Origin of the sequence: Streptomyces sp. NPDC093984, from assembly GCF_044764595.1 — a bacterium.
GTDB classification, from domain to species: Bacteria; Actinomycetota; Actinomycetes; order Streptomycetales; family Streptomycetaceae; genus Streptomyces; species Streptomyces cynarae.
The window spans coordinates 38,105-63,021 of sequence record NZ_JBIWIM010000017.1 but is presented as its reverse complement, the minus strand read 5'-3'; the positions used below and the strand labels follow the sequence as shown (position 1 = coordinate 63,021).

24 protein-coding genes are annotated in these 24,917 nt (G+C 67.8%); 5 read left to right on the top strand and 19 right to left on the bottom strand.

The window, feature by feature from the left end:
* Positions 1-12 precede the first annotated feature (12 nt).
* Both ACIRC0_RS35315 and ACIRC0_RS35310 read right to left on the bottom strand, forming a co-directional pair.
* Entirely contained in the window at positions 13-882 is an 870-nt protein-coding gene (locus ACIRC0_RS35315; protein ID WP_403624823.1) for an alpha/beta fold hydrolase, read from the bottom strand.
* A 200-nt stretch (positions 883-1,082) separates the two neighbouring features.
* On the bottom strand, positions 1,083-1,778 hold the full coding sequence (locus ACIRC0_RS35310; protein ID WP_403624820.1) for a Na+/H+ antiporter NhaA: 696 nt from the start codon (positions 1,776-1,778) through the stop codon (positions 1,083-1,085).
* 308 nt (positions 1,779-2,086) lie between these two features.
* Here ACIRC0_RS35310 and ACIRC0_RS35305 point away from each other — a divergent pair, with 308 nt between their 5' ends.
* Entirely contained in the window at positions 2,087-2,602 is a 516-nt protein-coding gene (locus ACIRC0_RS35305; protein ID WP_403624817.1) for a CGNR zinc finger domain-containing protein, read from the top strand.
* 12 nt (positions 2,603-2,614) lie between these two features.
* Here the strand turns inward: ACIRC0_RS35305 and ACIRC0_RS35300 are convergent, their stop codons facing one another.
* Both ACIRC0_RS35300 and ACIRC0_RS35295 read right to left on the bottom strand, forming a co-directional pair.
* On the bottom strand, positions 2,615-3,259 hold the full coding sequence (locus ACIRC0_RS35300; RefSeq protein WP_403624814.1) for a TMEM175 family protein: 645 nt from the start codon (positions 3,257-3,259) through the stop codon (positions 2,615-2,617).
* 522 nt (positions 3,260-3,781) lie between these two features.
* Positions 3,782-4,213: a VOC family protein gene (locus ACIRC0_RS35295; protein ID WP_403624811.1), complete on the bottom strand. Its 432-nt coding sequence runs from the start codon at positions 4,211-4,213 to the stop codon at positions 3,782-3,784.
* 221 nt (positions 4,214-4,434) lie between these two features.
* Here ACIRC0_RS35295 and ACIRC0_RS35290 point away from each other — a divergent pair, with 221 nt between their 5' ends.
* A complete protein-coding gene (locus ACIRC0_RS35290) occupies positions 4,435-6,195 on the top strand; it encodes an MOSC domain-containing protein (protein WP_403624808.1) in 1,761 nt (586 codons plus the stop codon).
* A gap of 211 nt (positions 6,196-6,406) precedes the next feature.
* On the opposite strand, the gene ACIRC0_RS35285 is transcribed toward ACIRC0_RS35290, so the two are convergent.
* Both ACIRC0_RS35285 and ACIRC0_RS35280 read right to left on the bottom strand, forming a co-directional pair.
* Entirely contained in the window at positions 6,407-6,709 is a 303-nt protein-coding gene (locus ACIRC0_RS35285; protein ID WP_403624805.1) for a hypothetical protein, read from the bottom strand.
* Positions 6,710-7,052: 343 nt separating this feature from the next.
* Positions 7,053-7,898 carry an aldo/keto reductase gene (locus ACIRC0_RS35280; RefSeq protein ID WP_403624802.1) on the bottom strand — a complete coding sequence of 282 codons (846 nt, stop codon included), beginning with the start codon at positions 7,896-7,898 and terminating at the stop codon, positions 7,053-7,055.
* A 358-nt stretch (positions 7,899-8,256) separates the two neighbouring features.
* On the opposite strand from ACIRC0_RS35280, the gene ACIRC0_RS35275 reads away from it, so the two are divergent.
* The gene (locus ACIRC0_RS35275; RefSeq protein ID WP_403624799.1) at positions 8,257-9,039 is read left to right on the top strand and encodes a FadR/GntR family transcriptional regulator; all 783 of its coding nucleotides are present in this window, start codon (positions 8,257-8,259) and stop codon (positions 9,037-9,039) included.
* Here ACIRC0_RS35275 and ACIRC0_RS35270 read toward each other — a convergent pair.
* The 8 genes from ACIRC0_RS35270 to ACIRC0_RS35235 form a co-directional block, all read right to left on the bottom strand.
* Positions 9,024-9,860 (bottom strand): amidohydrolase family protein, encoded by an 837-nt coding sequence (locus tag ACIRC0_RS35270; protein WP_403624796.1) that lies wholly within the window; start codon positions 9,858-9,860, stop codon positions 9,024-9,026. The genes ACIRC0_RS35275 and ACIRC0_RS35270 overlap by 16 nt on opposite strands.
* Positions 9,857-10,195 (bottom strand): L-rhamnose mutarotase, encoded by a 339-nt coding sequence (locus ACIRC0_RS35265; protein WP_030971880.1) that lies wholly within the window; start codon positions 10,193-10,195, stop codon positions 9,857-9,859. The genes ACIRC0_RS35270 and ACIRC0_RS35265 overlap by 4 nt, the downstream gene beginning before the upstream one ends.
* On the bottom strand, positions 10,192-11,373 hold the full coding sequence (locus tag ACIRC0_RS35260) for a mandelate racemase/muconate lactonizing enzyme family protein (protein ID WP_403624792.1): 1,182 nt from the start codon (positions 11,371-11,373) through the stop codon (positions 10,192-10,194). The genes ACIRC0_RS35265 and ACIRC0_RS35260 overlap by 4 nt, the downstream gene beginning before the upstream one ends.
* A gap of 31 nt (positions 11,374-11,404) precedes the next feature.
* Positions 11,405-12,307, bottom strand: a complete 903-nt coding sequence (locus tag ACIRC0_RS35255; RefSeq protein WP_403624789.1) for a carbohydrate ABC transporter permease — start codon at positions 12,305-12,307, stop codon at positions 11,405-11,407.
* Between the two features lie 2 nt (positions 12,308-12,309).
* Complete coding sequence (locus tag ACIRC0_RS35250; protein WP_403624786.1) at positions 12,310-13,263, bottom strand: carbohydrate ABC transporter permease; 954 nt, start codon at positions 13,261-13,263, stop codon at positions 12,310-12,312.
* A 1-nt stretch (position 13,264) separates the two neighbouring features.
* Positions 13,265-14,635, bottom strand: coding sequence for an ABC transporter substrate-binding protein (locus ACIRC0_RS35245; protein ID WP_403624783.1), 1,371 nt, complete (start codon positions 14,633-14,635; stop codon positions 13,265-13,267).
* A gap of 1,044 nt (positions 14,636-15,679) precedes the next feature.
* The gene (locus ACIRC0_RS35240; protein WP_403624780.1) at positions 15,680-16,441 is read right to left on the bottom strand and encodes an SDR family oxidoreductase; all 762 of its coding nucleotides are present in this window, start codon (positions 16,439-16,441) and stop codon (positions 15,680-15,682) included.
* Positions 16,438-17,457, bottom strand: a complete 1,020-nt coding sequence (locus ACIRC0_RS35235; RefSeq protein ID WP_403624899.1) for a zinc-binding dehydrogenase — start codon at positions 17,455-17,457, stop codon at positions 16,438-16,440. Before ACIRC0_RS35235 ends, ACIRC0_RS35240 begins: the two co-directional genes overlap by 4 nt.
* Before the next feature lie 156 nt (positions 17,458-17,613).
* Here ACIRC0_RS35235 and ACIRC0_RS35230 point away from each other — a divergent pair, with 156 nt between their 5' ends.
* Positions 17,614-18,597: an aldo/keto reductase gene (locus ACIRC0_RS35230; RefSeq protein WP_403624896.1), complete on the top strand. Its 984-nt coding sequence runs from the start codon at positions 17,614-17,616 to the stop codon at positions 18,595-18,597.
* 88 nt (positions 18,598-18,685) lie between these two features.
* On the opposite strand, the gene ACIRC0_RS35225 is transcribed toward ACIRC0_RS35230, so the two are convergent.
* The gene (locus ACIRC0_RS35225) at positions 18,686-18,811 is read right to left on the bottom strand and encodes a hypothetical protein (RefSeq protein ID WP_329450526.1); all 126 of its coding nucleotides are present in this window, start codon (positions 18,809-18,811) and stop codon (positions 18,686-18,688) included.
* Between the two features lie 142 nt (positions 18,812-18,953).
* Here ACIRC0_RS35225 and ACIRC0_RS35220 point away from each other — a divergent pair, with 142 nt between their 5' ends.
* On the top strand, positions 18,954-21,353 hold the full coding sequence (locus ACIRC0_RS35220; RefSeq protein ID WP_403624777.1) for a right-handed parallel beta-helix repeat-containing protein: 2,400 nt from the start codon (positions 18,954-18,956) through the stop codon (positions 21,351-21,353).
* A gap of 355 nt (positions 21,354-21,708) precedes the next feature.
* Here the strand turns inward: ACIRC0_RS35220 and ACIRC0_RS35215 are convergent, their stop codons facing one another.
* The 4 genes from ACIRC0_RS35215 to ACIRC0_RS35200 form a co-directional block, all read right to left on the bottom strand.
* Complete coding sequence (locus tag ACIRC0_RS35215; RefSeq protein ID WP_403624774.1) at positions 21,709-22,107, bottom strand: hypothetical protein; 399 nt, start codon at positions 22,105-22,107, stop codon at positions 21,709-21,711.
* Positions 22,107-22,382: a hypothetical protein gene (locus ACIRC0_RS35210; protein WP_403624771.1), complete on the bottom strand. Its 276-nt coding sequence runs from the start codon at positions 22,380-22,382 to the stop codon at positions 22,107-22,109. Before ACIRC0_RS35210 ends, ACIRC0_RS35215 begins: the two co-directional genes overlap by 1 nt.
* 1,274 nt (positions 22,383-23,656) lie before the next feature.
* Positions 23,657-23,902: a hypothetical protein gene (locus ACIRC0_RS35205; protein WP_403624768.1), complete on the bottom strand. Its 246-nt coding sequence runs from the start codon at positions 23,900-23,902 to the stop codon at positions 23,657-23,659.
* Between the two features lie 127 nt (positions 23,903-24,029).
* Positions 24,030-24,872 (bottom strand): quinone oxidoreductase family protein, encoded by an 843-nt coding sequence (locus ACIRC0_RS35200; protein ID WP_403624765.1) that lies wholly within the window; start codon positions 24,870-24,872, stop codon positions 24,030-24,032.
* Positions 24,873-24,917 lie beyond the last annotated feature (45 nt).

The following is a 24,917-nucleotide window of genomic DNA, read 5'->3' as shown; positions in this document are numbered from 1 at the left end:
ACGCCCTGCGCGTCAGGCGAGGACGCGGGCGAGGAAGTCGCGGATGTGCTCGGTGATGGTGTCGAGGTGGCTTTCCAGGGCGAAGTGCCCGGACTCGAGCAGGTGGATCTCGGCATCGGGCAGGTCCTGGCGGAACGCCTGCGCGCCGGCGGGGCCGAAGATCTCGTCGTTGGCTCCCCAGACCGCCAGCAGCGGGACCTGGGAGTCGCGGAAGTACTGGTGGACCTGACTGTAGAGGTCCACGTTGCTGGGGTAGTCGCGGAACAGCTTGAGCTGGATCTCGTCGTTGCCGGGCCGGTCCAGCAGCGCTTGGTCGTGCACCCAGTTGTCAGGGCTGACAAGGCTGGGGTCGGCGACTCCGTTGATGTACTGCCAACGGGTGATCTCGAGGGTCAGAGCGCCGCGCATGGGAGCTTCGGTGTCCGGTCCCGGGGCGCTGGCGTAGGCGAAGACGCTGTCCCAGAACGGCTTGACGAAGCCCTCTTCGTAGGCGTTGCCGTTCTGAGTGATGATCGCCGTGATGCGGTCCGGGGCCTGGAGCGCGAGCCGCCAGCCGATGGGGGCTCCGTAGTCCTGCACGTACATCGCGAACCGCTCGATGCCCAGCTGCTGGAGCAGGCCGGAGGTCACCTCGGTGAGGGCGTCGAAGGTGTACGGGAAGTCCTCGAGGCTCGGCATCGCGGACTGGCCGAACCCGATGTGGTCGGGGGCGATCACGTGGTACCGGTCGGCGAGCGCCGGGATCAGATGGCGGAACATGTGCGAGCTGGTCGGGAAGCCGTGGAGGAGGACCACGGCGGGTGCCTTCGGGTCGCCGGCCTCCCGGTAGAAGACCTCGAGACCGTTGACGGTGGCGGTGCGGTGGTGGACTGCGGAGGCCATCTCCCTAACCTTTCTGTTGAGTTTCAGTGGTTATACGTTCAGTCGAGCACACTCGATCTAACCTGTCAAGATGATTTAACAGGTTAGATTGCGGTTGTGGTCGGGGACGCCGCTGCGCCCAGGCGGCCCGACGTCGGCCTGCCCTAAGACTCCGCTCGTGAAAGGTCATCAGCCAGCGCAGCCGCCCGCCTGGCGTCCACTCAGGCGGCAGATGCCCGCCTGTCCGGCTCGCGCTGCAGCAGAGGCGCGTCGGCCCTGCTCTGCGGGCTCTCGTGGCCGACCGGCCCGAGATGCTCGGGCACCGGCCTGGTACCCGCGCGAGCAGCAGTGCGGCGACCCGAGCGGCCCGGCCCGGTGAGCTCACGCGGCACACGGGTCCGGTACCGGCGCGCTGCCCGGCGCAGGACGCAGAGCTGTTCCCTGGGCACCGGCCCTGAGCGGGCATGCTCGGCTCCCTCGCGCGCCGCCTCCAGGGCCTGCGTGAGTGCGCCGAGGGTGTGAGCACCGTGATGGCGCTGACCGTTGAAGAAGAAGGTGGGTGTCCCAGAGACCCCGCTTGTGTCGGCCGAGGCTATGTCACGCTCGACCCGGCCGGCGTGGACCCGGCAGCGCAGATCCTCACGGAACGCGCGTACGTCCAGACCGAGCTCCGCGGCGTAGCCGAGCAGGTCGCTCATCTCCAGCCGGTTCCGTGCCTCCAGGCCCACCAGCAGGAAGAAGAAGGTCATCAGGCCGCTGTCGATCCAGGTGCGCAGATCCAGGCCGAGTCTGTCGCTGCCCAGACCGAGGCTCAGCCGGGCCTCCCGCGCTGCCTCGTAGGCGCCGGGGAACGCGTTGGACCAGATCAGAGGGGCCAGGAGGGCGGCAACCAAGGCCGCGGCACCCGCCTGCTTCACCGGCCAGCAGGGTCTTGACGCGTTGGGTGGCAAGCGTCGTACGTGTCGCCGGGGCGCGGTCGGCTACCTGGCGGCCGCCCGGTCGGTGGCCGTCGCCAGGCACAGCCGTTCGTGCTGCCTCTCGGGAGCGTCGGTGATGTCCTGGCATGCGATCACGGGTCGCTGTCCTTCCTGTCGCCGCTGCTGCCCGTCCGGCTGGTGCAGCTCCTCGAGCGAGGATGAAACTAACCGCTTAAACTTGTTTATCTAGTTAGATTGACAGTGATCGTGTAACCTGTCAAGTGAATTGATATGGTTAGGAGGCGGCAATGGTGAGCGGTCGAGAACAGCAGGACGCACTGCTGGAGCTCCTCAACTCCACGCCGGTCGTCAACGGCGTCGTCCAGGACCAGCTGGCAGATCCGCAAGCGGCCAGGTCCTGGCAACAGGCCCACGGCGGCACCGGCAGCACAGAAGAGCACCGACACCTTCTTCAGGCGCGTGATGCCCTGCAGGGCGTGGTGCGCGGCAGCCTGCCCGCCACGTCGCTGGCCCCGCTCCTGAAAGACGTCACCTCCCGTCCGCACCTCTCGACTGCGGGGGTGTCGTGGGAGCTGGAGGCCCCCGCGGAGCGCCTGATGGCGGTGGAGGCCGTCCTGGCCTGGAGCGCACTGCTGGAGACGATGCCCGGCCGGCTGCGGCCCTGCGCCAACCCGGAGTGCCGGCTGTTCCTCATCGACCGCAGCAAGACCAACAAGGCACGCTGGTGCTCGATGGCCGTCTGCGGCAACCGTATGAAGGCACGGCGCCACTACCAGCGCACTCGCGACGGCGCCGCCGGGTAACACCGTCGGCGGTCATGTCTGATCCCTGTGGTCGCGCCGACGCCTCGCCTTGGCGAGCTCGCCAGCGATGGGCAGCCAGTAGTAGGGGATGAAGGCGGAGATCACGGCCACGCCGAGTACGGGAAGCAGGGCGCCGAGCAGAGTTCCGGTGCCGAGCCAGACAAGGGCGAGCTGGAAGCGCCGGCTGATGGCTGTCACGCCGGCCGCATCGATGGTGGTGGCGAGCAGCCGGCGGTCATGGCGGGCGTGCCACCAGATGACGTTGAACAGAACGGCCGCGAGTTCGAACGCGACGCCGTGCAGGATGACGGCGGTGCGCTGCCCGTGTCCGTCGCGGAATGCTTCGGCCAGAACGGAAGCGGCGAAGGGCAGGAACGCGATGTCCATCAGCAGCACGGTGTTGAAGAACAGCACCACCCGGTCGGCGTGGCGGATGTGGTCGAACATGATGTGATGGTTGGCCCACACCTGCCCGATCAGCATGAAGGTGACGGCGTAGGCCAGGTAGGACGGCCAGAGCATGGCGAGGCCGTGCAGCAGGTGGCGAGTGTCGTGCGGCGGGCGGATCTCCAGGACGAGCAGTGTGATGGCGATCGCGATGACGGCATCGCTGAAGGCGACCACCCGGGCGGGATCGCGCTCCTCGCCGAACGGCATTGACTCTCCTGGCTCCTGAACAGGCTCTGTCATCGCCCCAGCCTCGGGCACCGGACGCTACTTCGCGAGCAACCGGGTGGCATTTCTCCAGCGGGGCAGGGAGGCACTGCCGGTGTAGCAGCTGAGCAGGCCATGACGCACCAGTTCGCGGTCGGGAGGCGCGTGGACGGGTTGTTCTCAGGCGCTGACCGGCGGCCGGGCTCACTCCTTCACGGCAGGACGATCGCCGGGCTCGGCCCCCGCTGCGGTGATCACCTTGGGCAGTCCCCGCCGCCGCAGGTCGGCGATGAACCTTCGAGAGCGCTTCGGAGGGAACCATCGTGACGGCGAGGTTGTCGCGGTGCACCCGTGGTTCCAGACGACGCACCGGGGCCGAGGGCCGTCCCGCCAGCGCGGACACCGGCACGATGTGATCGACTACGGGCGCACCCCGCCGTACGGCCAGACCGTCGAGCCGGAATGAGCGGGCACAGGCCCGGAAACGTACAGCAAAGTCAGGAAGCCGGATGCGGTGATTTCACCTCACGAGGGACGAAAACCGCGCTCCTGCAGCGTCCACGCGTTGCCGTCGGGGTCGGTGAACTCGACGAAGCTCGCGTAGTCGCGGCGCTTCGGGTCGACGCCGGGCTCGAAGCCGCCCTGCCACGTGTCGAGAGGTGCCTTGTGCCGGATCTCCCCGACGTCTACGCCGCGACCGGCTAGCTCGGCCCGCGCCGCTTCAAGATCGGGGACTACCAGGTACAGGCCCTTGACCGAGCCGGGCTCGGCGTCGGTGAGACCGACCCCGATCTGCACCGAGCAAGCGGAGCCGGGAGGCGTCAGCTGCACGACACGGAAATCGGGGCTGGGTCCGTAGTCCACGTCCAGGTTGAAACCCAGACGCTCGGTGTAGTAGGCCAAAGAGCGGTCGACATCGCTCACGGGCAGGATGACGACCTCGAACTTGTACTCCATGTGATCAGTGTGGTGCAGCGCGGCACAGCGCCGCCACCTTGCAGGCATGCGCGATACGAATGATCCACCGAGGAAAAACGAATGCGCATGGCCTTCGGCGCCGGTCCCACAGTTCCGAAGAATCTCAGCGAACGCATCGAACAACTAGGATCGATCCGAGCGCACAGATCACAGCGCCATGAGGGGCTATCCCCGGTCGGCCATCCCGTAGGAGGTCCGCAATGGCGACGCTGCTGTCCGTCAACGTAGGAATGCCCAAGGACGTCTCCTGGCAGGGCAGGACCGTCCACACCGGAGCCTGGAAGACGCCCGTCCAGGGCCCGCGTATGGTCCGGCGGCTGAACATCGACGGAGACGGCCAAGGAGATCTGGCCGGGCACGGCGGCGAAATTCGTGCCGTCCTCGTCTACCAGCTGCAGTCCTACCAGTATTGGCAAAAGCAACTGGGCCGCGACGACCTGACCTACGGGATGTTCGGGGAGAACTTCACCGTCGACGGCCTGCCCGATGACGAAGTATGCATCGGCGACCGATACCGCATCGGCGAAGCCGAATTCGAAGTCACCCAGCCCCGCGTCACCTGCTACCGCGTCGGCATGCGCCTTGGGGAACCCACCATGGCCTCCCTGCTGGTCGCCCACCACCGCCCCGGCTTCTACCTACGCGTCCTCACCGAAGGACACGTACAGGCCGGCGACGAGATCACTCTGATCCGCAAGGGCCCCGAAGAACTCAGCGTCGCCGACACCGACGCACTGCTCTACCTCCCCGACCGCGATCCCGCGAAGTTGCGCAAAGCCCTGAACATCCCCGCCCTCAGCCCAGGATGGCAACAGTCCTTCCACGAACTCGCCGCCGCTCAGCAGCCCAGACAGGAACCGGGATGGCCCGGCGAACGCGCCAGCGGCCAGCAGCCCAGGGAAGTGCCAGGATGGGCGGGTTTCAAGGCCATGCGCGTCGCCCGCATCGTCCCCGAGACCCCCGATGTCTTGTCGGTCTACTTGGACACCACCGACGGCACACCCCTACCCGAGGCCCGTCCCGGCCAGTACCTCTCCATCCGCCTCACCGTCGGCGATGCCGCCCCGGCAGTGCGCAGCTACTCCTTGTCCTCCGCGCCCACGGCCACCACCTACCGCATCAGCGTCAAGCACGAGCCCCACGGGAAAGTCAGCAGCTATATCCATGCCACGCTCCACCCCGGGGACCTCGTGGACATCGCCAGCCCTCGCGGAACGTTCGTACTCGAAGGAGACACCCGCCCGATCGTCCTCATCTCCGCGGGGATTGGCGTCACTCCCGTGCTCGCCATGCTCCATCAACTCGCCGACACACGAGACCCACGCCCTGTCTGGTGGATCCACACCGCCCACGACCGCGCCCACCACGCCTTCGCGGACGAGACCCACGCCCTCCTGGCGCAACTCCCCAACGCGCACGAGCAGATCTACTACACCTCCGAAGCCCCACACCCCGACGAGCCGCACATCACCCAGGGCCGTCCGACCGCCCCATCACTCGCGGCGACGGGAATCCCCACCGACGCTGACGCCTATCTCTGCGGACCGAACGCCTTCATGGACGACCTCGGCGGCTTCCTGCGCGAGCACGGCCTGAGCCCCGAGCGGATCCATACGGAGCAGTTCAGCGCCCTGCCAGCCATCAACCCCGGTGTCACAGCCACTGCCGCCACCCGGCCGCACCGACCACCCGGTCCACCGGGTACCGGCCCGCTCATCACCTTCGCCCGCAGCGGCATCACAACCCCGTGGTCACCCGCCCACGCGTCACTCCTGGACCTCGCCGAAGCCTGCGACATCCCCACCCGCTGGTCTTGCCGCACAGGCGTCTGCCACACCTGCATCACCCACCTCGTGGCAGGCGACATCACCTACACCACCCCACCCCTCGAACTCCCGGAGCCCGGCACCATCCTCGTCTGCTGCAGCCAACCCACCAGCGAAGTCGTCCTCGACCTCTAATCGGATAGCCGCGAAACGAGTCGGAGCAATTGAGACGAAGGCTCCTTAACTGGCTGTTCTCTATACGCTCCCTTTGCGGCCGCTTTCGCCGATGTTCCTTGGCTGGAGTGAAGGTGAAGGGGCGCGCGGGATGGGCGGCGCGGCCGCGGCCGGGGATCAGGGCGCGGGTTCAGCCGGTTGCTCGTCGGCAGGGCCGTCGCGCCCGTCGCCGTCACTGCGGTGGCGCCGTCATGCGGGGGACGTCGGTGGGGGAGAGGTCGGGGCGGGCACGGTGCAGGCGTGCGGGGTGGCGCCACCGGCCGGAGGCGTCGCGGGCGACGTCGATGCCTACTTCCACCACCAGCTCGGGTTTCACCAGCGTGACGTTCAGCGTCTCCCGGCTGCCCCAGCCTGCGCAGAACGACCAGCCCGTCCATGGATGACCGTGCCCCGCCGGGGCGAGTAGCCCGGCGACCGTGCTGCTCGCTGTCTGGGCGAGAGTGGTGGTGCGGCCCGGTGTACTGCAGGCTGCCATCGTCGTCGAACCTGCCGAGCAGCAGACTGCTGGGAGCGGCCAGGGAACCGGTGACGGCGCCGACGACCGCCTCGGTGGTCTCACGCAGCTTGTACTTGCGCCAGCCGCGCACGCCAGGTGCGTAGACGCTGTCCAGCCGCTTGAAGACCACGCCCTCCGTGCCGACCGACGCCACGACGAGGGCCGCGAACCCGCGCGAGTCTCCTATCTGGCCGCCATGACTGACGAGTTGAGGGCTCGGAACTGCGTGCCGGGGCTGGCTCGGGTACCTGACGGTTATGCCTGCCCTGTGGCTCAGCCGGCCCCGTAGGGCCGGCTGAGCGAGGCCGGTTGCGGGGCAGTGTTAGATGCGGCCGAGGGGGTGGTCTGAGCCGCCTTCGATGAGGAGGCCCGGGGCCTGGGTTCCGTCCGCGCTGAACCAGCGGTCGCGCTGGGTGGTGCCGAAGGTGCCGTAGGGGTAGCCGCCGGAGATCGGGGCACTGGCCTTGTCGAGGGCGGCGGTGGCTTCGTCGTCCAGGGTGAGGTCGGCGACGCCGAGGTTGTCGTTGAGCTGCTTGAGGGTGCGGGCGCCGAAGATGGGGGCGGTCACCCCCGGGCGGTCGGCGAGCCAGCTCAAAGCGACCTGGGCCGGAGTAGTGCCCGTTTCCTTGGCGATGCGGACGACCTCGTCGATGGTGGCCCAGTTCCGGTCTGAGGCGGCGTACTCGGCCGACACCCACTGGTACAGGTCCTTCTCGGAGTCCGCGCGGGTGTCGGACGCGGGGATGCCCCCGCGCTGGTACTTGCCGGCGAGGAAGCCACCGGCCAGCGGGGACCAGGGCAGCAGGCCGATGTTGTTGTGAAGGGCGGCCGGGACGACCTCCCATTCGCTCTCCCTGGAGAGCAGGCTGTACTGCTGCTGGAGGGTGAGGGGGACCGGCACGCCCATCGCCTTGGCGGTGGAGACGGTCAGCTGGAGCTGCCAGCCGGTGAAGTTCGACAGACCCGCGTAGTGGATCTTTCCGGCGCGCCGGGCGTCGTCGAGGAAGGACAGCGTCTCCTCGATGGGGGTGTGCGGGTCGGAGGCGTGCAGCTGGTACAGGTCGATGGTCTCGATGCCGAGGCGGCGCAGTGACCCACGTCGAAGATCCCCCGACGCGATTACGCGATCACAGGGGACGTGGCCAGATCCTGCCGCCTGGCGGGTCAACGATCGGCTGACCGGCCGCCAGTGCGCAGCCTGCGCCAGTCGTATCCCCGACCTTGCCGACCACAACGTCCCGACCGGTGGACGCCGCGCAGAGCCTCGACGGCGAAGCGGGCGCAACCAGTACCGGCGAAGCCAGTACCCGTCGACCAGGGCCCGCACCTGTCTGGCACTCTGGCCTGCACCGACTGCGACCCACGCCCGAGGGCGCCCGCTGGTGACTTCGGCGGCCGCCCTGGTCCAAGCCCTGACTCGGCATGCCTCTGCCCACGCTCGAGATCGTACACGCGGAACGGCGACGGCATGTCGTGGACCAGGGACCTCTTCAACCGCACGTTGATTCCGCGATAAGGTCATACGTATGCCAACCGAGTCGCAGCCCTCGCCCCGTCTGATCCCGCGACGCCTGCCCGCCGGCCGCTTGGGTGTGGCAGTCGTAGCCGAGCTCGTCGACCTCATCGTGACGGGCCAGTTGAAGGAAGGCGAGTTGCTGCCCCCGGAGGGTCCGCTGAGCGAACACTTCGGCGTGAGTCGCACGGTGCTGCGTGAATCGGTGAAGCGGCTCGAGGAGAAGGGCCTGGTGATCGTTTCTCAGGGTCGCGGCACCCAGGTGCGGGCGCCGGGCTACTGGAACATGCTCGATCCGGTGGTGCTCTCCGCGTTGATCGACAACGATGAGACGCTCGGTGTCCTTGACGAGCTGACGATCGTGCGAGCGAGCCTCGAGTCGGCGATGGCGGGCGCGGTTGCCGGTTCTCGCAGCGCGGATGGGTTGAGGAGGCTGGAGAATGCGTTGACCACGATGCGTGAAAGCGCGTCCGAGACGGACTCCTTCCGGCAGGCGGATGTGATGTTCCACTACGCGCTCATGGAGATCTCCGGCAACCGGCTGGCGGAGAACATCGCCAAGCATCTGTACAAGCGAGCCGTGGAGTCCAGCCGCTACCAGGGCATCGACCCGCCTGATGCGTTCGCACTGACGCTGAAGGAGCACGCGGCGATCGTCGATGCCATCTCAAGGAAGGACGTCGCCGCGGCTCAGAAGGCGATGCATGATCACATCCACGTCTCGTGGGAGCGTCGGCGGCTGCCCGACCACGCGCCACGGGCGCGCGGCCGGGCGCTGGATCAGGAGAGCGAGTAGACGTCGGCAGCGTTGCCGCCGAATACACGCGCGCGTTCCGGGGTGGAAAGCTTGTCGAGCAGGGTTTCAAGAGCGGACTTCCAGGGCGCCGCTCCCCCGCCGAGTTCAGCCAGCGGCCAGTCGGAGCCGTAGAGCAGACGCTCAGGGCCGAAGGATTCCAGGGCGATCGTCACTGGGGCGGCGAGATCGGCTGCCCGCCATGATCCGGGGGCGAGGCCCGACGTGAGTCCCGAGACCTTCGCGACGACATTCGGTTGCCGCGCGAGCTCCCGCAGCCGCGACGCCCACGTGCTCCTGTCCTGCCCGGGCTCGGGCGGACCGCCCAGGTGGTCGAGCACGAAGCGGAGTCCGCCGTGGCGCGCGGCCAGGCGGGTTGCCTGAGGGAGCTGCCACTCGCGCACGACGAGGTCGAAGCAGAGATCCTCGCGCTCGAGTACGGCGAGGCCCGCGCTGATCTCCTCGCGCGTCATCCACTGCGGGTCCGGGTCGATGTGGGCCAGATGCCGCACCCCGACGACGGGGACAGCGGCGTTCTTGCGGATCTGGTCGAGCTGAGGTCCGACCTCCGCCGTAAGGTCGACCCACGCGACGAGGCCGGCGATGGCTGGTGAGTCCAGCTTGGCGAGCCGGATGCTCTCCTCGAGGCTGTTGCTCGACTGCACGACCACGGCACCGTCGAGCCCGGTCGAGGCCAGCATCTCGCTCAGGTCTGAGGCGCCGAAGTCGCGGGCGATCGGCGCCATGGTCTCCGCGTCGATCCAGTCCTGCGGGTCCACCGCCCGGTCCCACAGGTGCACATGGGCGTCGATGCCGGCAGTCATGCGAGATGCCACACTTCCTCGACAGGCTGCCACAGTGCCCCGGGATCACGTTCCTCGGCGATCCTCACCTGGCACGGGTCGGTATGCGTCCACCACTCCTGCGACACCGGGTCGTCGGCGATGCGTCGCATGTCTGCCTCGTGGTCCTCGCCGACGTACTCGTAGTAGGCGAACAGGATGTCGCCGAAGATGAAGATGCTGTAGTTGCGCACGTTGCATTCGGTGAGCTTTCGCTCGACGCTCGGCCACACAGCACGGTGCAGGGCCAGATATTCCTCGCGCTTCTCGGGCCGCACACCCACGACGAAGGCCCTGCGCTCAGGTCGACGGGTCACGAGAGTTGGCCTCCGCGGTGCGTCGGGGCATCCATCACGTCCGGCTCGGCCACCAGTCGCAGGGCGGCGCGTTCGGGCCGAATGTGCGGTCCGGTCGCCGCGGGCCGGGGCGTCGCACCGCTGGCCGGTGACATCTGGGACTCGTCGACCTCGATCCCGATGCCTGGGCGATCGCCCAGGACGATGCCTCCGTCGTCGAACTGCTGGTCGACGTCGAGACCGACGGGAAAGAGAAGATCCTGGACTTCGAAGGCCAGGTGGTTCGGCACGGCGGCGGCGGCGTGCGCCACCGGGTTCGCGTTGTACGCGACGGGACTCACCGGCAGATCGTGGGCGTGTGCGAGCGTCGCGACGCGGAGGAAGTGGGTGATCCCCCATACGTTGCCGACCTGCACGATGTCGACCGCGTTGGCGTCCAGCAGGGGGCGGTACTGCTCCAGCCCGGTCAGGTTCTCGCCGCTTGCGATCGCCGCGCGCATCTTCCCGCGCAGCGCGGCCATGCCGGCCGCATCCCACCGGCGCAGCGGTTCCTCCACCCAGGTGAGGTCCATGCGCTGCTCGATGGCCGCGACATACCGGGCCGCCTGGGCGTGGTTCCACGACTCGTTGGCGTCGAACATGAGCGCCGGCCGGCGGGAGTTGCGGCTGAGAATGTCGCGCATGATCTCCAGCCGGGGCAGGTCGCGGTCGAGGTCGCGGCCGCCTTTGAGCTTGCCGGCCTTGAACCCGCGGTCCGCGAAACGGCCATAGAGGTCGGCGAGTTCGTCCTCGGTCAGGCCGTACTCGAGACCGGACGCGTACCCGGGGACGTAGCGCTCGCGGGCCCCGAGGGTCCGCCAGAGGGGCTCGTCGGCGGCCTTGGCCTTGATGTCCCAGAGGGCCATGTCGACGGCCCCGATGGTGCCGAAGGTGGATCCTGAGTGACCGGCCTTGAACACCCAGTTGAGCATTCGGTCGTAGAGCGCCACGACCGACCGCGGGTCATCGCCCTCGATCGCGGGGAAGACACGGGCGATGTCGGCGTGGGACCCGAGGCCTACTCCCTCGATGCCGGTGTCGGTCTCGATGATGAGGACGGGGACCGGCGTGGCGTGGCCGGGCTGGACACCGTTGACGTCCCCGGTGATTCTGCCCCAGTCGTGAACGGTGTTCAGGCTGCGGTACCCGGTGATCTTCATCGGCGGTGGTTCTCCTTGCCAGTGCGAGCGGTCATTCCTTGGTTCCTCCCGCTGTCATGCCCGCGACCAGGAATCGCTGGGAGAACAGGAAGACGACCAGGACGGGCAGGATCGACACGATCGTCCCCAGCGCCAAGGTGGGCAGTTGAACGGAGTCGGATCCCGCGGAGCTGGGATTGAAAGCCGGGGTTGACGCCAGAAGCGAGGTGAGCCCGACCTGGATCGGGTATCCGTCGCTCGAGGGCAGCATCACGAACGGGAGGAAGAAGTTGTTCCAGTTCTGAACAAAGCTGAAGAACGCCACCAGGGCGACGATCGGGGCGGCCAGCGGAAGGGCGACTCGGGTGAAGACCTGGAATCCGTTGCAGCCGTCGATGCGCGCGGCGGCGAGGATGTCACGAGGGATGCTGGTCGAAAAGTAGATGTAGGTGAGATAGACGCCGAACGGGAAGAACGACATGGGCAGGATCACCGACAGCGGGCTCCCGATCAGACCGACACTGTTCAGCTCGAGGAAGATGGGCAGTACCAGTGCGGTGCTGGGGATCAGCATGACCACGAGCGTCAGCACGAGCAGCGCCTGCCGAAGCCTGAACTCCGTGAGCGCGAGCGCGTAGCCTGCGGGGATGCTCACGAGGAGCGTGATCACCAGGGCGCCGATCGCATACAGCGCGGAGTTCCCGATCCAGGTGGTCACCGCACCGTCCTGGAAATCGAACAGCTGATGCCAGTTGGCGGCGAAGTCCGACCGCGACCCGAGCGAGAACGGGTTGGCGACGACGAGCGCCTTTGAGGACTTCGTGACCGCGAGGAGCAGCCAGACGATCGGGACGGCGAAGAACAGGGCGAAGACGACGAGCAGGACGCCGGCGATGGACCGCCCGCTCCACCCGCTGAGGCTCGGCCGGCGGCGTTCGGCGGAGAGTGCTCTCATGGTCATTCCTTCTCGAAGAGGCCACCGCGGGTCACGAACACCCAGGACAGCAGGAGCGCGACGACCAGCAGGATCAGCGAGATCGCGGCGGCGCCGTTGAAGTCGTTCTGCTGGAACGCGTACTGGTAGGCCAGCTGGTTGAGCGAGTAGTCGTTGGGCACCACCGCATTGCTGGCCTGACTGAGCAGCTGTGGCTCGACGAACAGCTGGGTGCCGGCCGCGAGTGACATGACACCCATGTACGCAACCCACTTGCGCAGCATCGGGAGCTGGATCCGCAACGCGATCTGGACGGCGTTCGCACCGTCGATGCGGGCGGCCTCGATCACCTCGGTGCTGATGTTGTTGAGGGCGCCGTACATGATGATGATCCACCCGCCGGCTCCGGTCCAGAACGCGATGATCGCGAAGATCGCCGGAAGGTGGCCGGGCTGGATCGCCTGCACGAAGCTGTCGAACCCCATCACGCTGAGCAGACCGCTGACCGGGCTCGCCGTCGGATCGAGGACGAAGAGCCACAACAGGACGCTGGACGCGCCCGCGAGCGCGCCGGGCAGGTAGTAGACGAAGCGCAGGGTCGTGCTCACCCACCGCACACTGACGGCGTGGACCACCAACGCCAGGCCGACGACGAAGACGACCAGCGCGAGGAGCCAGATGAGGAGGTAGATGGTCACGTGGAACACGGCCGGCCAGAACCGGAAGTCGCCGACGACCTTGGTGAAGTTGTCGAAGCCTGCGAATCCACCATCGGCGTTCGTGAAGGCCAGGAGTACTGCGTAGAGCGAAGGGATGATCCCGAAGGCGATGGCGAACAACGCGTAGGGCGAGACGAAGAGATAGCCGATCGGACTGCGAGCCAAGGCGCGGCCGGCCGGTCGGCCGCCACCCCGGCGTGACCGCTGACGCCCCGAGGCGTCAACGGTCGGCCGGCCACTCGGAGGAGCGAGGGTCATGTCACTTCACCGCGTATCCGTTGACCTTGGCCTGGTTCTCGATCTCCTGCCGCCAGGTCGGCAGCAGGTCCACGATCGACTTGCCGCCCGTGATCCCCGGGGTCATGGTCTTCGCCCAGATCGCCTCCTGGCTGAACATGGGGTAACCCCAGCCGTCCCAGACCCGCGACGCCGCGGTCACCACCGGCTGCAGCGGGGTGGCGTAGTACTTGCTCGCCTCCTGCTTCGCGATCCACTTCTGTGCCGCGGGCGCGTACGCCGGGTAACCCGGCGCGACATCGACCTGATACGCGTCGGCCGTGGTGACGAACTGGACGAACTTCTCGGCGCCCTTCAGGTTCTTCGAATGGCTGGAGACGAACCACGTTCCGCCACCCACGTTGCCCGTCACAGCCTCGCTCTCGCCCTTCCACGGCAACGGCGCGGCGACGCCGAGCCGCCCGGCCGGCACGTTGAGCGACTGAGGGTTGTTGAAGATCGCGCCGGCATACCAGGCCGGACCCGGCATCATCAGCACTTTGCCTGAGTACTTCTTCAAGAACTCGGGAGTGAAAACGCTGACCACCGGCACGGTCCCGTTCTGGCGGAGGGCGTCGAGCATCGACGCCGCCCGCTTGCACTCGGTCGAGTCGGTCTTCACCGTGACGGACTTGGGACCGGTCAGGTCATTGGCCTGGCACTTGCTCGCCCACATGAACACCTCGGGCGTCCAGGCATCCCCGGCCGTCCCGATGATGTAACCGGGGTGCTCCTTGGCTACCTTCTCCCCGAGCGCCTGGTACTCCTCCCACGTGGTCGGGACGGCGTAGCCGAACTGCTTCAGCAGGGACTTGTCGTACCAGAGCACCGTCTGGGCGAGGTCGTTGCGCAGGCAGTACACATGGCCGTCCACCGTGCAGGGGTCGAGCGAGCCTTCGGTGAAATTGCTGAGCGTGTCCTTCGGGACCAGACCCTTGTCCAGCACGGCCGCGAACGCCTGCTTGCCACCGCTCTTCTGGCTGGCCCATGCCGCGTCGTTGTTTTGGCTGGAGAAGACGACATCGGGCCAGCCACTGCCGGCGCGGTCGAAGAGCTGCATCTTCGTCCGGAAGGAGTTGGACCCGTTCGCCGACCCGTCATAGGTGACTACCTTGATCTTGGTGTCCGGGTTCGCCTTCTGGAACGCCTTCGCGGCAGCCTGTCGGTCCGCGTCCACCCAGACGGTGATCGTCGAGGCGGTTTCCTGCTTGGCTTCGGGAAACCCGTATGCCCCGTTCGCCGAGCTGCTTTCGCCGCCGCAACCAGCGAGGGTCAGTAGCGCCGTTGCGGCGCACAGTACGGCGACGGTCGACGCCTTACGGCGCGAACGCGCCACAGAGTGGATTCCGACCATGGGATGTCCTTGTCTTGTCGACTTCGTTGACGACCTCGCGCCAGGACTATAGGACATACGTATTATGTTTGTCATCGGTATTGAGCCACAGTTGTCGTTCCGATCTTGAGCGGTCCGCCGGCGCGCACCACCGCTTCGCCCTGGTCCTCGCGATCGTCAAGCCCAGCGACGACATGCGCGGCTTCGTGGTCCTGCCCAAGCGTGGATCGTCGGGCCCCTCTTCGCCCACCTGATGCGCAGCCGCCACCCGGAACGCGACCATCGAACGCCGCACCACCAGCGCCGAGGCGATGGCCTATTGATCGATGACCCTGCTCATGACCGCCGCCCCGGCACCACGTCCGTGCAGAGCACGGCGGCCATCTCCTAGCAGCAGGCACGCCGCCATGCCGGCTGCCTGGGTGTAGCCGGCATGGAAGCCGGCGACAAAGACGTCGCCCACACCCACCCGCCAAGCCCACTGCCGGGACCGCGAGGGCGGCGTGCTCAAGCACAGCTCCGTCGTGGTCGATGCTGCCAGCCGAACCCGCCCGACCACGTCGTCGACGGACCGGGATGCGCGGGCGCGGCGAAGAGTTGTGCGGGGTCGCACTGCCGGATGCCGGGGAGCAGGGTGGCCAATCCTCGCCTACGAACACGAAACCCGCGGCGGCCGCCACCACTTGGTACACCCGGCCCTGCTTCCCTGTCCTCCATGGCGGGCAGCGATGGTTGACGTCGAAGGACACGCGCACTCCGGACCGCTGCGCCAGCCGCACCACCTCGTCGACGTCTCGCGGACCCAGGCCTCGGCGCCTGCCCTCCGATGTCGCGAACGACCCGTCGACGGAGGGCGTCGGCTACCACTGGTCCTGCCCGGACCGCTTCAATGCCGAGCCGGCTGAGGCCTACGGCAACGTTGTTGTCCGCACACCGGTCGCGATGCGGGCGTCGGACACCTCGGCGAGGTCGCCGAAGTCGGCGGCGCGGAACAGTCCCATCGTCTCCCGAAGGTCAGCACGTGCCCGTCAGCATGCCCCACCACCGACGGGCATTGGAAGAGCCTCATCGGCCGAGCCAGCCACCGTCGACCGGCAGGATCGTCCCGGAGACATACCGCGCGGCGTCCGACGCCAAGAACACGGCAGCGCCTGCGATGTCCTCCGCCGTTCCCCACCGTCCCGCCGGTATCCGCTCCAGGATCGCGCGGGAGCGGTCGGGGTCGTCCTGAAGTGCTTGGGTGTTGTCAGTCGCGATGTAGCCGGGGGCGATGCCGTTGACGGTCACACCGTATCCAGCCCACTCGTTGGAGAGCGCCCGGATCAGTCCCGCCATGCCGGACTTGGCGGCCGCATAGCCCGGCACGTTGATCCCGCCCTGGAACGAGAGCAGGGAGGCGGTGAAGACGATGCGCCCGTGTTGCGCATCCAGCATCCGCCGCCCGAGAACTTGGCTGAGCACGAATGTGCTCGTGAGATCGACTTCGAGCACCTCGTCGAACCAGTCCAGGGGGTGCTCGGCGGCGGGAGCGCGGCGGATGGTCCCGGCGTTGTTGACCAGGATGTCCACCGGGCGTTCGCCCGTAGCGAGTTCCTCGGCGAACCGGGTCACCTGCCGCCGGTCTGCGAAGTCGACGCGGTGTCCCGAGAATTCACGGCCGAGCCGGCGCACGCGGTCGCCGATTGCCGATGACGCCGGATCGAGCGTGGCGGAGAGTCCGACGATGTCGGCACCGGCAGCGGCCAGAGCCTCGGCGATGGCGAATCCGATTCCACGCTTGGCCCCCGTCACGACAGCGAGGCGGCCGGTCAGGTCGAACGGGTTCATGACACGCTCACCTCGACGAGCAGCTTCATCGCCTGCCCGGCCTCAAGGACACCGAAGGCCGATTCGAGCTCACTCAGGGGCACGATGCCCGTGATGAGTTTCTCGGCCGGGATGGCGCCCTCGGCCAAGAGCTCGATGGCGCGCTCGAAGTCGTGGCGCTGGTAGACCCGTGCACCGAGCAACCTCAGCTCCCGCCAGAACATGCGGTGCAGGTCGATGGGCCGCGGTTGCGAGTGGATGGCCACCACCACGAGCGTGCCGCGGACCTTCGCCAAGCTGGTGGCGCCGAGTACGGCGGCGGCCGAGCCGGAGACTTCGAACACGACGTCCGCTCCGGCGCCGTCCGTCCACTCCTCCACCCAGGCGACCTGATCGACCGTCGAGGGGTCCAGCGTCGTCAGCCCCATCTCCTCGGCGGCGGCCCGCCGGGTCGGGTCGATCTCGGCGATCACGACCTCGGCACCGAACGAGGCGGCGACGATCGCGATCAGAACGCCGATCGGGCCCGCCCCGATAACGACCGCCTTGTCGCCTGCGGCAAGTTCGGAGCGTCGTACGTCGTGAACTGCCACCGCGACGGGCTCCACCAGCGCGGCGTCTCGCAGCGAGATCTCCGAGGGCAGCCGCACGAGTGTCGACGCCGGTACGTTCCAGTACTCCTGAAGGGCTCCGGGGGTGTCGATGCCGATGAAGTCCAGGTTCTGGCAGATGTGCTCGGCCCCCGCACGGCAGGCCGGACAAGTGCCGTCCCAGGAGAGCGGCATGACAGTCACCGCATCACCCACCGACCAACCTTCCACGCCGGCGCCGAGGGCGGCGATCGTGCCTGACATCTCATGTCCGATCGTCGCCGGCCTGCTGACCCGGCCGTCCATGTCCCCGTGGAACACATGGAGGTCGGTGCCGCAGATTCCCACGTACGCCACGGCGACTCGGACCTCCCCCGCACGCGGCTCAGCCGGTTCCCGCTCCTCGACCGTGATCGTGCGCGCGCCTACGTAATTTGCCGCCAACATGCCGATCGGCTCCTCCTCGCTATGCCGCGGGCCGCGCCGGCCCACAGCGCTACGCAAAGCTAGCAGGAAACATAATACGTATGCTGTCACCGTTTATGATCGGGCCTCGTGACCAGCAAGCCATCGCCGCGCGACCACACATCCACGGAACAGACGCTGCCGACCCGAGGGCTGCGAACCGGGCACCAGCTCACAGAGTTGGGCCTGGGTGCAGCCCAGTTCGGCAACCTGTTCACCGAGACGACCGACGACGAGTCCCATCGCGCCGTCAGAACCGCAGCCGAGGAAGGGATCCGCTACTTCGACACCGCGCCGCATTACGGCCTCGGACTGTCCGAACGCCGCCTGGGGGACGCCCTGCACGCTGCCACTCGGCGCGGTGTGGTCATCTCCTCGAAGGTCGGGCGCCTGCTCGTGGACAGCCCGGACACGGCACACCGGCTCGACGACGACGGGTTCATCGTGCCGGCGACGAAGAGACGGGTCTGGGACTTCAGCCGCGACGGGATCCTTCGTTCCGTGGAGGAGTCACTGGCACGGCTCGGGACCGACCGGCTTGACATCGCCTATCTCCACGACCCGGACGACCACTGGGGGCCGGCATCGTCGAGCGGGATCGCCGCTCTGGCTGAGCTTCGGGACGAGGGCGTCGTCGGTGCCATCGGCGCCGGCATGAACCAGGCGGCGCTGCTGGCCGAGTTCGTGAGGCAGACCGACGTCGATGTGGTGATGGTCGCCGGCCGGTTCACCCTTCTCGATCAATCGGCACTGGACGACCTGTTGCCCGCCGCCAACGCCCGCGGCGTCGGCGTCGTCGCCGCGGCGGTCTACAACTCCGGACTGCTGAGCAGTACGGCCGTAGACAGCTCGGCGACCTACGACTACGGGGCAGCGCCGCGGACCGTCGTCGAACGTGCCGCCCGCATCGCCGCCGTCTGCAAGCGACACGGCGTGGAGCTTCCCGCGGCCGCCATCCAATACCCGTTGCGCCATCCCGCAGTCGCATCGGTGGTGACAGGGATGCGCACCCAGGAACACGTGCGAAGCAATGTAGCGCGGTATCGGGCGGTGATCCCGGAGGCGCTGTGGGAGGAACTGCACTTCACAGGGCTCGTCCCGGACCCGATCCGGACACGCTGATCCTCAAAGGTTCCGGGTCATACGTCATATGAATCTTGTCACAAACATCATACGTATGCTAACTCTGTGTCGGGCATCAACGCCCCTATCACAGGAAGCGATCGAACATGACATCGACGTCAGACTCGACACGCTCGGTGAGCAGACGATGGAGGCGCAGGGCGGGCACCCTCGCGGCGCTCGGCGCCTGCGCCGTCATCGCATCAGCGCTCATTCCTCTTCAGGCGCAAGCCGCCCCCCGGGCGGAGTACTTCGCAGCGCCGGACGGCAAGGACACCGGACACTGCAGCCAGTCGCAGCCGTGCTCGCTGGAGCGGGCGCAGCATGTTGTCGGTCCGGCCACCAAGCATGGTGACGTGACCGTCCAGCTTGCCGACGGCACCTACCGCCTTTCCGAGCCCCTGCGGTTCGGGCCCGGCGACGACGGCGGCGACCACACCGTCCACTGGACCGCCGCCCCGGGCGCCCACCCCGTCATCACAGGCGCCTCGAAGGTCACCGGCTGGTCCAAGTCCGGGGCAGGGTCGGGCATCTGGGAGGCGGACACCCCCAACGGCCTCGACACCCGCCAGCTCTACGTGAACGGCGTGATCGCCCCTCGTGCCGCCATCCGCCTGGCAAACGCGGACGTCACTCCCACCGCGACCGGTCTCACCATCAAGAACCCGGCCCTGAGCTACCTCGCCGCGCTGCCCGACCAGGGGCGCATCGAGTTCGAATCCCTCGGCGACTTCACGAACCGCTACTCGCCGGTCCAGAGCATCAGCGCCACCGAGATCACGATGGCGCAGCCTGCTTGGGACAACAACACGTGGGGCTGGGACACCGTCCAGAACTCGTTCCTGGCCGGTCCGAGCTGGTACCTCGACAACTCACTGAGCTTCCTCACCCAGGTCGGCCAGTGGTACATAGACCCGGGCGCCGGGAAGCTCTACTACAAGCCGGCGAACGGGGTCGACCCCAACCAGCTCGACATCGAGCTGCCCCGTCTGGAGACACTGGTCAGCATCGGCGGGACGTACGACAATCCGGTGACCGGCCTTGCCTTCGAGGGCATCCAGTTCTCCGGAACCTCCTGGCTCGGCCCCTCGACCGACGGGTACGCGGACCAGCAGAACGGCCTGTTCATCAAGGGCGCCTACGACTACCGCCCCGCCGACGCCTTCACCAGCTGCTCGCGCGGCTGCGAGATGTTCGAACGAGCGCGCACCAGCTGGTACCAGGAGCCCGCCGCCGTGCAGGTCTCCGCCGCCAGCCGCATCTCGTTCACCGGCAACACGTTCACCAACCTCGGCCAGTCGGCGCTGGGCATCGGAAACGACGCCAACGCCACGACGACCGGCGTCGGCCTGGGCGCCAGCGACATCGACGTGGTCGGCAACCGGTTCATTGAGAACAGTGGGCACGGCGTCGCGGTCGGCGGCGTACTGCCTGACGCGCACCACCCCAGCGACCCGAGGATGACCAACCGGAACATCCAGATTGCCAACAACACGATCAATCGCGTGGCGGTGGACTACAAGGACAACAGCGGCATCCTCAGCACCTACGTCACAGGCGCCCGCATCCTGCACAACGAGGTCTCCAACGTCCCCTATGACGGCATCGACACCGGCTACGGCTGGGGCATCAACGACGCCGGGGGCTCGAACGACTACGTCGACCGCGGCTACTACAAGTGGAACACGCTCTACACGACGCCGACAACGCTCAAGGACAACCGAGTCGAGGGCAACCTCGTGCACAACACGAAGGCACGCTTCGCCGACGGCGGATCGGTCTACAACCTCTCCGCCAGCCCGGGAACCGTGGTCGCCAAGAACTACCTGTTCAACATCTCAGGGGTCGGCCTCTACCTCGACGAGGGCTCGCGCTCGATGACGTACGAGAACAACGTGGTCCAGGGCGGTTCCTTCCTCTTCACGAACGCGTACAGCCTCCGCAACAACACCAGCGACAACATCATCCAGAACAACTGGTACAACTCGGGCGGAGCCTCGACGCCGAACGCCGCGGCACACAACAACCAGCTGATCAACAACGTGAAGGTCACCGGCGCCAACTGGCCCGCGGCCGCGCGAGACGTGATCTGCCAGGCGGGTGTCGCGCCGCAGTACCGGACGTCGCTCAACGCGAACCAGTTCGGCTTCAGCGGGTGCCCGGTCGATGCACCGGTCGCAGCCGGCCTCGCCACTGCGGGAGGCTCGGCCGTCAACTCGTACTTCGGTCAGAGCGGCGATGGCTTCGGGATCGCGGCGGCCGGCGCCGACGTGTGGGGCGCCGGCGGTCAGCACGACGACCAGTTCGGCTCGATCTACCGGGCCGGCTCATTCAACGCCGACTCGAGCGTGTCCACCAGGGTCGTGTCGGTCAACGACGCCAACCCCTGGGCCAAGTCCGGTGTCATGGTCCGCAACGACATGACGAAGGCGGGAAGTTCGGCCGGGTACGCCGTCGTAGCGGTGACCGCCCGCAACGGCGTCGTGTTCGAGTGGGACACCAACGGCGACGGGTACCTGGACACCGACGCCCGCGCCAGCGTCGACATCTACCGCCCCATCTGGGTGAAGCTCACCCGATCGGGCACCTCGTTCACCGCCTCGTACTCCTACGACGGCGCCAACTATGTCCCCATCGGTCAGCCCGTGACGCTGGCCTCGGCCGCAGCGAAGCAGGACGCGGGCATCTTCTCCACGTCCCACGACGCCGCCCAGTCAGCGATCAACCAGTTCGACTCCGGCTCCTTGCCGCAATGACGCCGTAGGTGCCCTTCACAGTGGGATCGACACACGGCGAGGTGATCTGTCGCGAGCCGGCAGACTGACGTTCAGGTTCACGGACTCTGGCGGCGGGCGTATGACAGGACCTGAGCAGCAATGGTGACCTGCCGTCGACCATCCAACCGTGCGGGGCGGGCTTACGCTCGCCCCGCGCGGCCTTCTGCCCAGTGTGGTGGGCCGCACTCAAGCGTGAGGCCCGGGCGCGTCCTGAAGGCAGCCGGGCGATCTACGCAGAACTTGCCCCCCCGGACAGTCGCCCGCCGCCGCTTGCCGGTGGCCGTGACGGTAGCTGGGGCGATCCACGCCCCAGCGGGCATCGCTTGGCAGACGACTACTGGTCTGGGTGGACGGCTTGGACACCGGTGCCCGCGTAGGCCTTCGGCGTCAGGGTGAGCAGGAAGCGTCCGGCCGGGAAGGCGGCGGAGGGCCTGGCGGCGTGGATGGCGTGGACGGCTGCCCAGGAGTGCCCGAAGCGCAGCAACTCGGTGGCGGTGACCGCAGCGTTGGTGTCGAACGCCTCGATCGTGATGAACCGTAGCCCCTTGATGTAGCCGAGCAGCCCGGGACGCTCGGTGTCGCCAGCAGTCAGCGAGAGCACCGGCGCATACAGCGTGCCCAACCCACCGGAGGCCTGCACATAGAACGCGGCGACCGCTCCGTTGAACGGATCCTTCGGGTCGTAAAGCGCCGTGGCGGTGGTGTGGTCAAGGACGACCGCGATCGCCGCCACTACGCGGCTGCCTGCGAGCCGTGCTGCGCCGCGCCCAGGCGTTCAAGCAGGGCTCGGGCCTTGGCCTCGGCTTCCGGGCTCGGCGCGCAGCCAAGGGCGGAAGCCAGCTCGGCGCGTGCCAGTTCGGCACGCTCGGCGTATTCGGCCTGGGTCGGCGTGCTCTGTGCGAGTTCCTCGACCAAACCGCGGATGGTCGTGCCGCGCTCGGCTGCCAGCACGGCCAGCCGATCACGCGCGGCGGCGCTCACCTTGATGCTCGTCTCGTCTGCTGCCATAGTCCCGACTCTACCACCTCCTCTACTCGCAGTAGAGGAGGTGTGTCATCGAGATGTACCCAGACAGCAGACGCGCGCGAGTTGACATGGCCATGCTTAGTCGCAGCGCGCGGTCGGTCAGCTCTACCGTGCGTGAACCGTTCCGGGGTCGGTAGTGGTTGATGTGCCCCGGGTCGGTCGGCACGCCCGGGGCTCCCGAGCGGCTGCCGTGGTGGACCGGCGCCGCTGAAGACGGCTGGTTGCGCCCGAGGTCCTCGCAGCCCCACGATCCGGCCCTGTTGAGACCGCCCCGTAACCCTCGAGCATCCGCAGAATGCCCACGGCATCGGCTTCGGCCAGCGGCGTGCCGTACTCGGACTCGTACTCTCGGCTGCTGCGGCCGCGCAAGGCTCCGCCGCCCGCCTTGTGGCCGGTCGGGGCATGCGCAGACTACGGGAGCTGGGGAATCACCACGGCTCGGTGCGGCGGCTGCGGTGAGTGGCGGCACAACCCCGGCCTCTATCCGCCGGGCCGGTGTCCGCGCTGCCGTCGGGACGGCCTGCCTTTGCACAAGGAGGGCCTGTGCCGCGGCTGCCTGGCCTACGTGCGGGAGTGCGGCGCGGAGCTGGCTGCAGTGTCCTTCACACAGCTCGCTTTCGCCGGGGTGTTCGCACACCAGCTCAAGCGGCGGGCCGGGGAGCTGGGGTTCGTCGTACACAAGCGGTCCGGCCGGTCCGCCGCGCACGCGACCGAGCCCGGACCACATTGACTGCCGAGGAGAAGGTGACATCGGCGTCGATGGATCCGGGGCAGCTGACCCTGTTCACCATGCCACGTACCTGGCAGCGCGAACAGCACGTCGCCGCCACGGCCTCGTCCCCGCTGCCGGCCCCGGCGCAGGAGGTGTTGGACGCGTTTACCGCCAGCTACCCGCGATCCTGGATCGCCGACAAGCGCAGCGTGGTGGGCGGTGCGGCCCTGGTCCTGCACACCCTGCTGGCCCGGATAGGCACGCACGCGCCGATTCCCGAGCGGGATCTGCGCTCCTTGGCCAGGACGGTGGCGGCCAGCTGCCGCAACCCGCTGCGTGATCTCTTTCCTCGACGACCAGGCCCTGCTGGAGGAGGACGAACTCTCCGAGAGCCCTGCCCAGTTGCTCACCGATGTCCAGCGCCAGGTCCACCCTCGCGTCCCGGACCTGGGTGCGGAGCGGCGGGACCGGCACGACGAACGGGCCCTGTACGAGCGGATCGCGCAGCTGCCCGAGCTGATGGCTGACCAGTTACGGGCCTCAGTTACGTGCGCTGCGGGCTGCCTTCGACCAGGTCGGGCTGTTGCCGCGGCAGGTGTGGGCCGACCGCATCCTGTACGAGGCACAGGAAACCGCTGACCCGGTCCACCTCGTCCGGCTCTTCGGCATCCACCCCGACATCGCCGTCAAATACGTGCATGCCGCGCACGCGGACAAGGCGCTGACAAGGATCCGCTGACCGGGCAACGCTTACCTCCGCCGACACCCGGCGGTGGAAGACATCGAGCATGCCCTCGTCCTGATTACTGCCGAGCCGACGCCCTCACGCACCCGGGACACTCCGCCGCAACGAAGTTTCGGACAGGGTCGGATGGTTCAAGGTGCGGCCTCACACGCGGGGGATTGGGCGCCTCTTGCTACGGAAAGAGCAACAGCTTGCCGCTGGTCGTCCGGGACTCAATGTCGACGTGGGCTTGGGCGGCATCCTTGAGTGGGTAGCGTCGGCCGATGCCCGGATTCAGGACGTTCTGCCGAATCAGGTCGAAGAGCTCCGCGCTGTGGCGCAGCAGCGCCTCGCCAGTGGGGATGTGGTCGCGGAAGACCGGGTAGGAGACCTTGATGCTGTGGGGCAGCTCGCGCATGTTCACCACGGGGACCGCGCCGATGACCGCGCCGTAGTACAGCAGTAGCCCGTGCCGGCGCAGGACCTTCATCGAGGCGCGGAACGTGGTCTCCCCTCCGCCGTCGAAGACGACGTCCACGCCCTCGCCGCCGGTGAGCTCCAACACCGGTTCGACAAAGGCGTCGGCGGTGGACACCACGGTGTAGTCGGCGCCGCTGCGCTGGGCGGTCTCGGACTTTGGCTCGCTGGACACGATGCCGATGACCGTGCCGCCGCGCGCCTTGATGAGCTGAGTCAGTTTCTGGCCGAGTCCGCCGGCCGCGGCGTGTACGACAGTGATCTGGCCGGGCTGGATGTCGGCGGCCTCGGTGACGAAGTGGTGGGCGGTGATGCCCTGCATCATCAGGCTCGCGGCCACCTCGTCGGAGATGTCTTGGGGTACCGGCACGGCGTCGGCGGCGGGCAGCAGGATCTGTTGGGCGTAGGAGCCGTAGGCGTATACCCAGGCGACTCGGTCGCCGACGGCGAACTCGGTCACGCCTTCTCCCAGTGCGCTCACCCGGCCGGCGCCTTCCACGCCTGGCACGAAGGGCAGGTCGCCGGTGGCGGCACCGAGCCGGCGGGCGCCAGTGTCCATGAAGTTCACTCCGGCCACGGCGATGTCTGTCCACGCGGATCTGTC

Excerpts from the sequence above, each read along its gene's own strand:
- ACIRC0_RS35200 (WP_403624765.1), bottom strand. The coding sequence starts at position 24,872 with ATGGACACTGGCGCCCGCCGGCTCGGTGCCGCCACCGGCGACCTGCCC.
- ACIRC0_RS35300 (WP_403624814.1), bottom strand. The coding sequence starts at position 3,259 with ATGCCGTTCGGCGAGGAGCGCGATCCCGCCCGGGTGGTCGCCTTCAGC.
- ACIRC0_RS35245 (WP_403624783.1), bottom strand. The coding sequence starts at position 14,635 with ATGGTCGGAATCCACTCTGTGGCGCGTTCGCGCCGTAAGGCGTCGACC.
- ACIRC0_RS35295 (WP_403624811.1), bottom strand. The coding sequence starts at position 4,213 with ATGGAGTACAAGTTCGAGGTCGTCATCCTGCCCGTGAGCGATGTCGAC.
- ACIRC0_RS35260 (WP_403624792.1), bottom strand. The coding sequence starts at position 11,373 with ATGAAGATCACCGGGTACCGCAGCCTGAACACCGTTCACGACTGGGGC.
- ACIRC0_RS35210 (WP_403624771.1), bottom strand. The coding sequence starts at position 22,382 with ATGGCAGCAGACGAGACGAGCATCAAGGTGAGCGCCGCCGCGCGTGAT.
- ACIRC0_RS35315 (WP_403624823.1), bottom strand. The coding sequence starts at position 882 with ATGGCCTCCGCAGTCCACCACCGCACCGCCACCGTCAACGGTCTCGAG.
- ACIRC0_RS35250 (WP_403624786.1), bottom strand. The coding sequence starts at position 13,263 with ATGACCCTCGCTCCTCCGAGTGGCCGGCCGACCGTTGACGCCTCGGGG.
- ACIRC0_RS35240 (WP_403624780.1), bottom strand. The coding sequence starts at position 16,441 with ATGAACCCGTTCGACCTGACCGGCCGCCTCGCTGTCGTGACGGGGGCC.
- ACIRC0_RS35305 (WP_403624817.1), top strand. The coding sequence starts at position 2,087 with ATGGTGAGCGGTCGAGAACAGCAGGACGCACTGCTGGAGCTCCTCAAC.
- ACIRC0_RS35225 (WP_329450526.1), bottom strand. The coding sequence starts at position 18,811 with ATGAGCGCTGATGCGATGACGGCGCAGGCGCCGAGCGCCGCGAGGGTG.
- ACIRC0_RS35275 (WP_403624799.1), top strand. The coding sequence starts at position 8,257 with ATGCCAACCGAGTCGCAGCCCTCGCCCCGTCTGATCCCGCGACGCCTG.
- ACIRC0_RS35270 (WP_403624796.1), bottom strand. The coding sequence starts at position 9,860 with ATGACTGCCGGCATCGACGCCCATGTGCACCTGTGGGACCGGGCGGTG.
- ACIRC0_RS35205 (WP_403624768.1), bottom strand. The coding sequence starts at position 23,902 with ATGCTCGATGTCTTCCACCGCCGGGTGTCGGCGGAGGTAAGCGTTGCC.
- ACIRC0_RS35285 (WP_403624805.1), bottom strand. The coding sequence starts at position 6,709 with ATGGCAGCCTGCAGTACACCGGGCCGCACCACCACTCTCGCCCAGACA.
- ACIRC0_RS35290 (WP_403624808.1), top strand. The coding sequence starts at position 4,435 with ATGGCGACGCTGCTGTCCGTCAACGTAGGAATGCCCAAGGACGTCTCC.
- ACIRC0_RS35235 (WP_403624899.1), bottom strand. The coding sequence starts at position 17,457 with ATGTTGGCGGCAAATTACGTAGGCGCGCGCACGATCACGGTCGAGGAG.
- ACIRC0_RS35255 (WP_403624789.1), bottom strand. The coding sequence starts at position 12,307 with ATGAGAGCACTCTCCGCCGAACGCCGCCGGCCGAGCCTCAGCGGGTGG.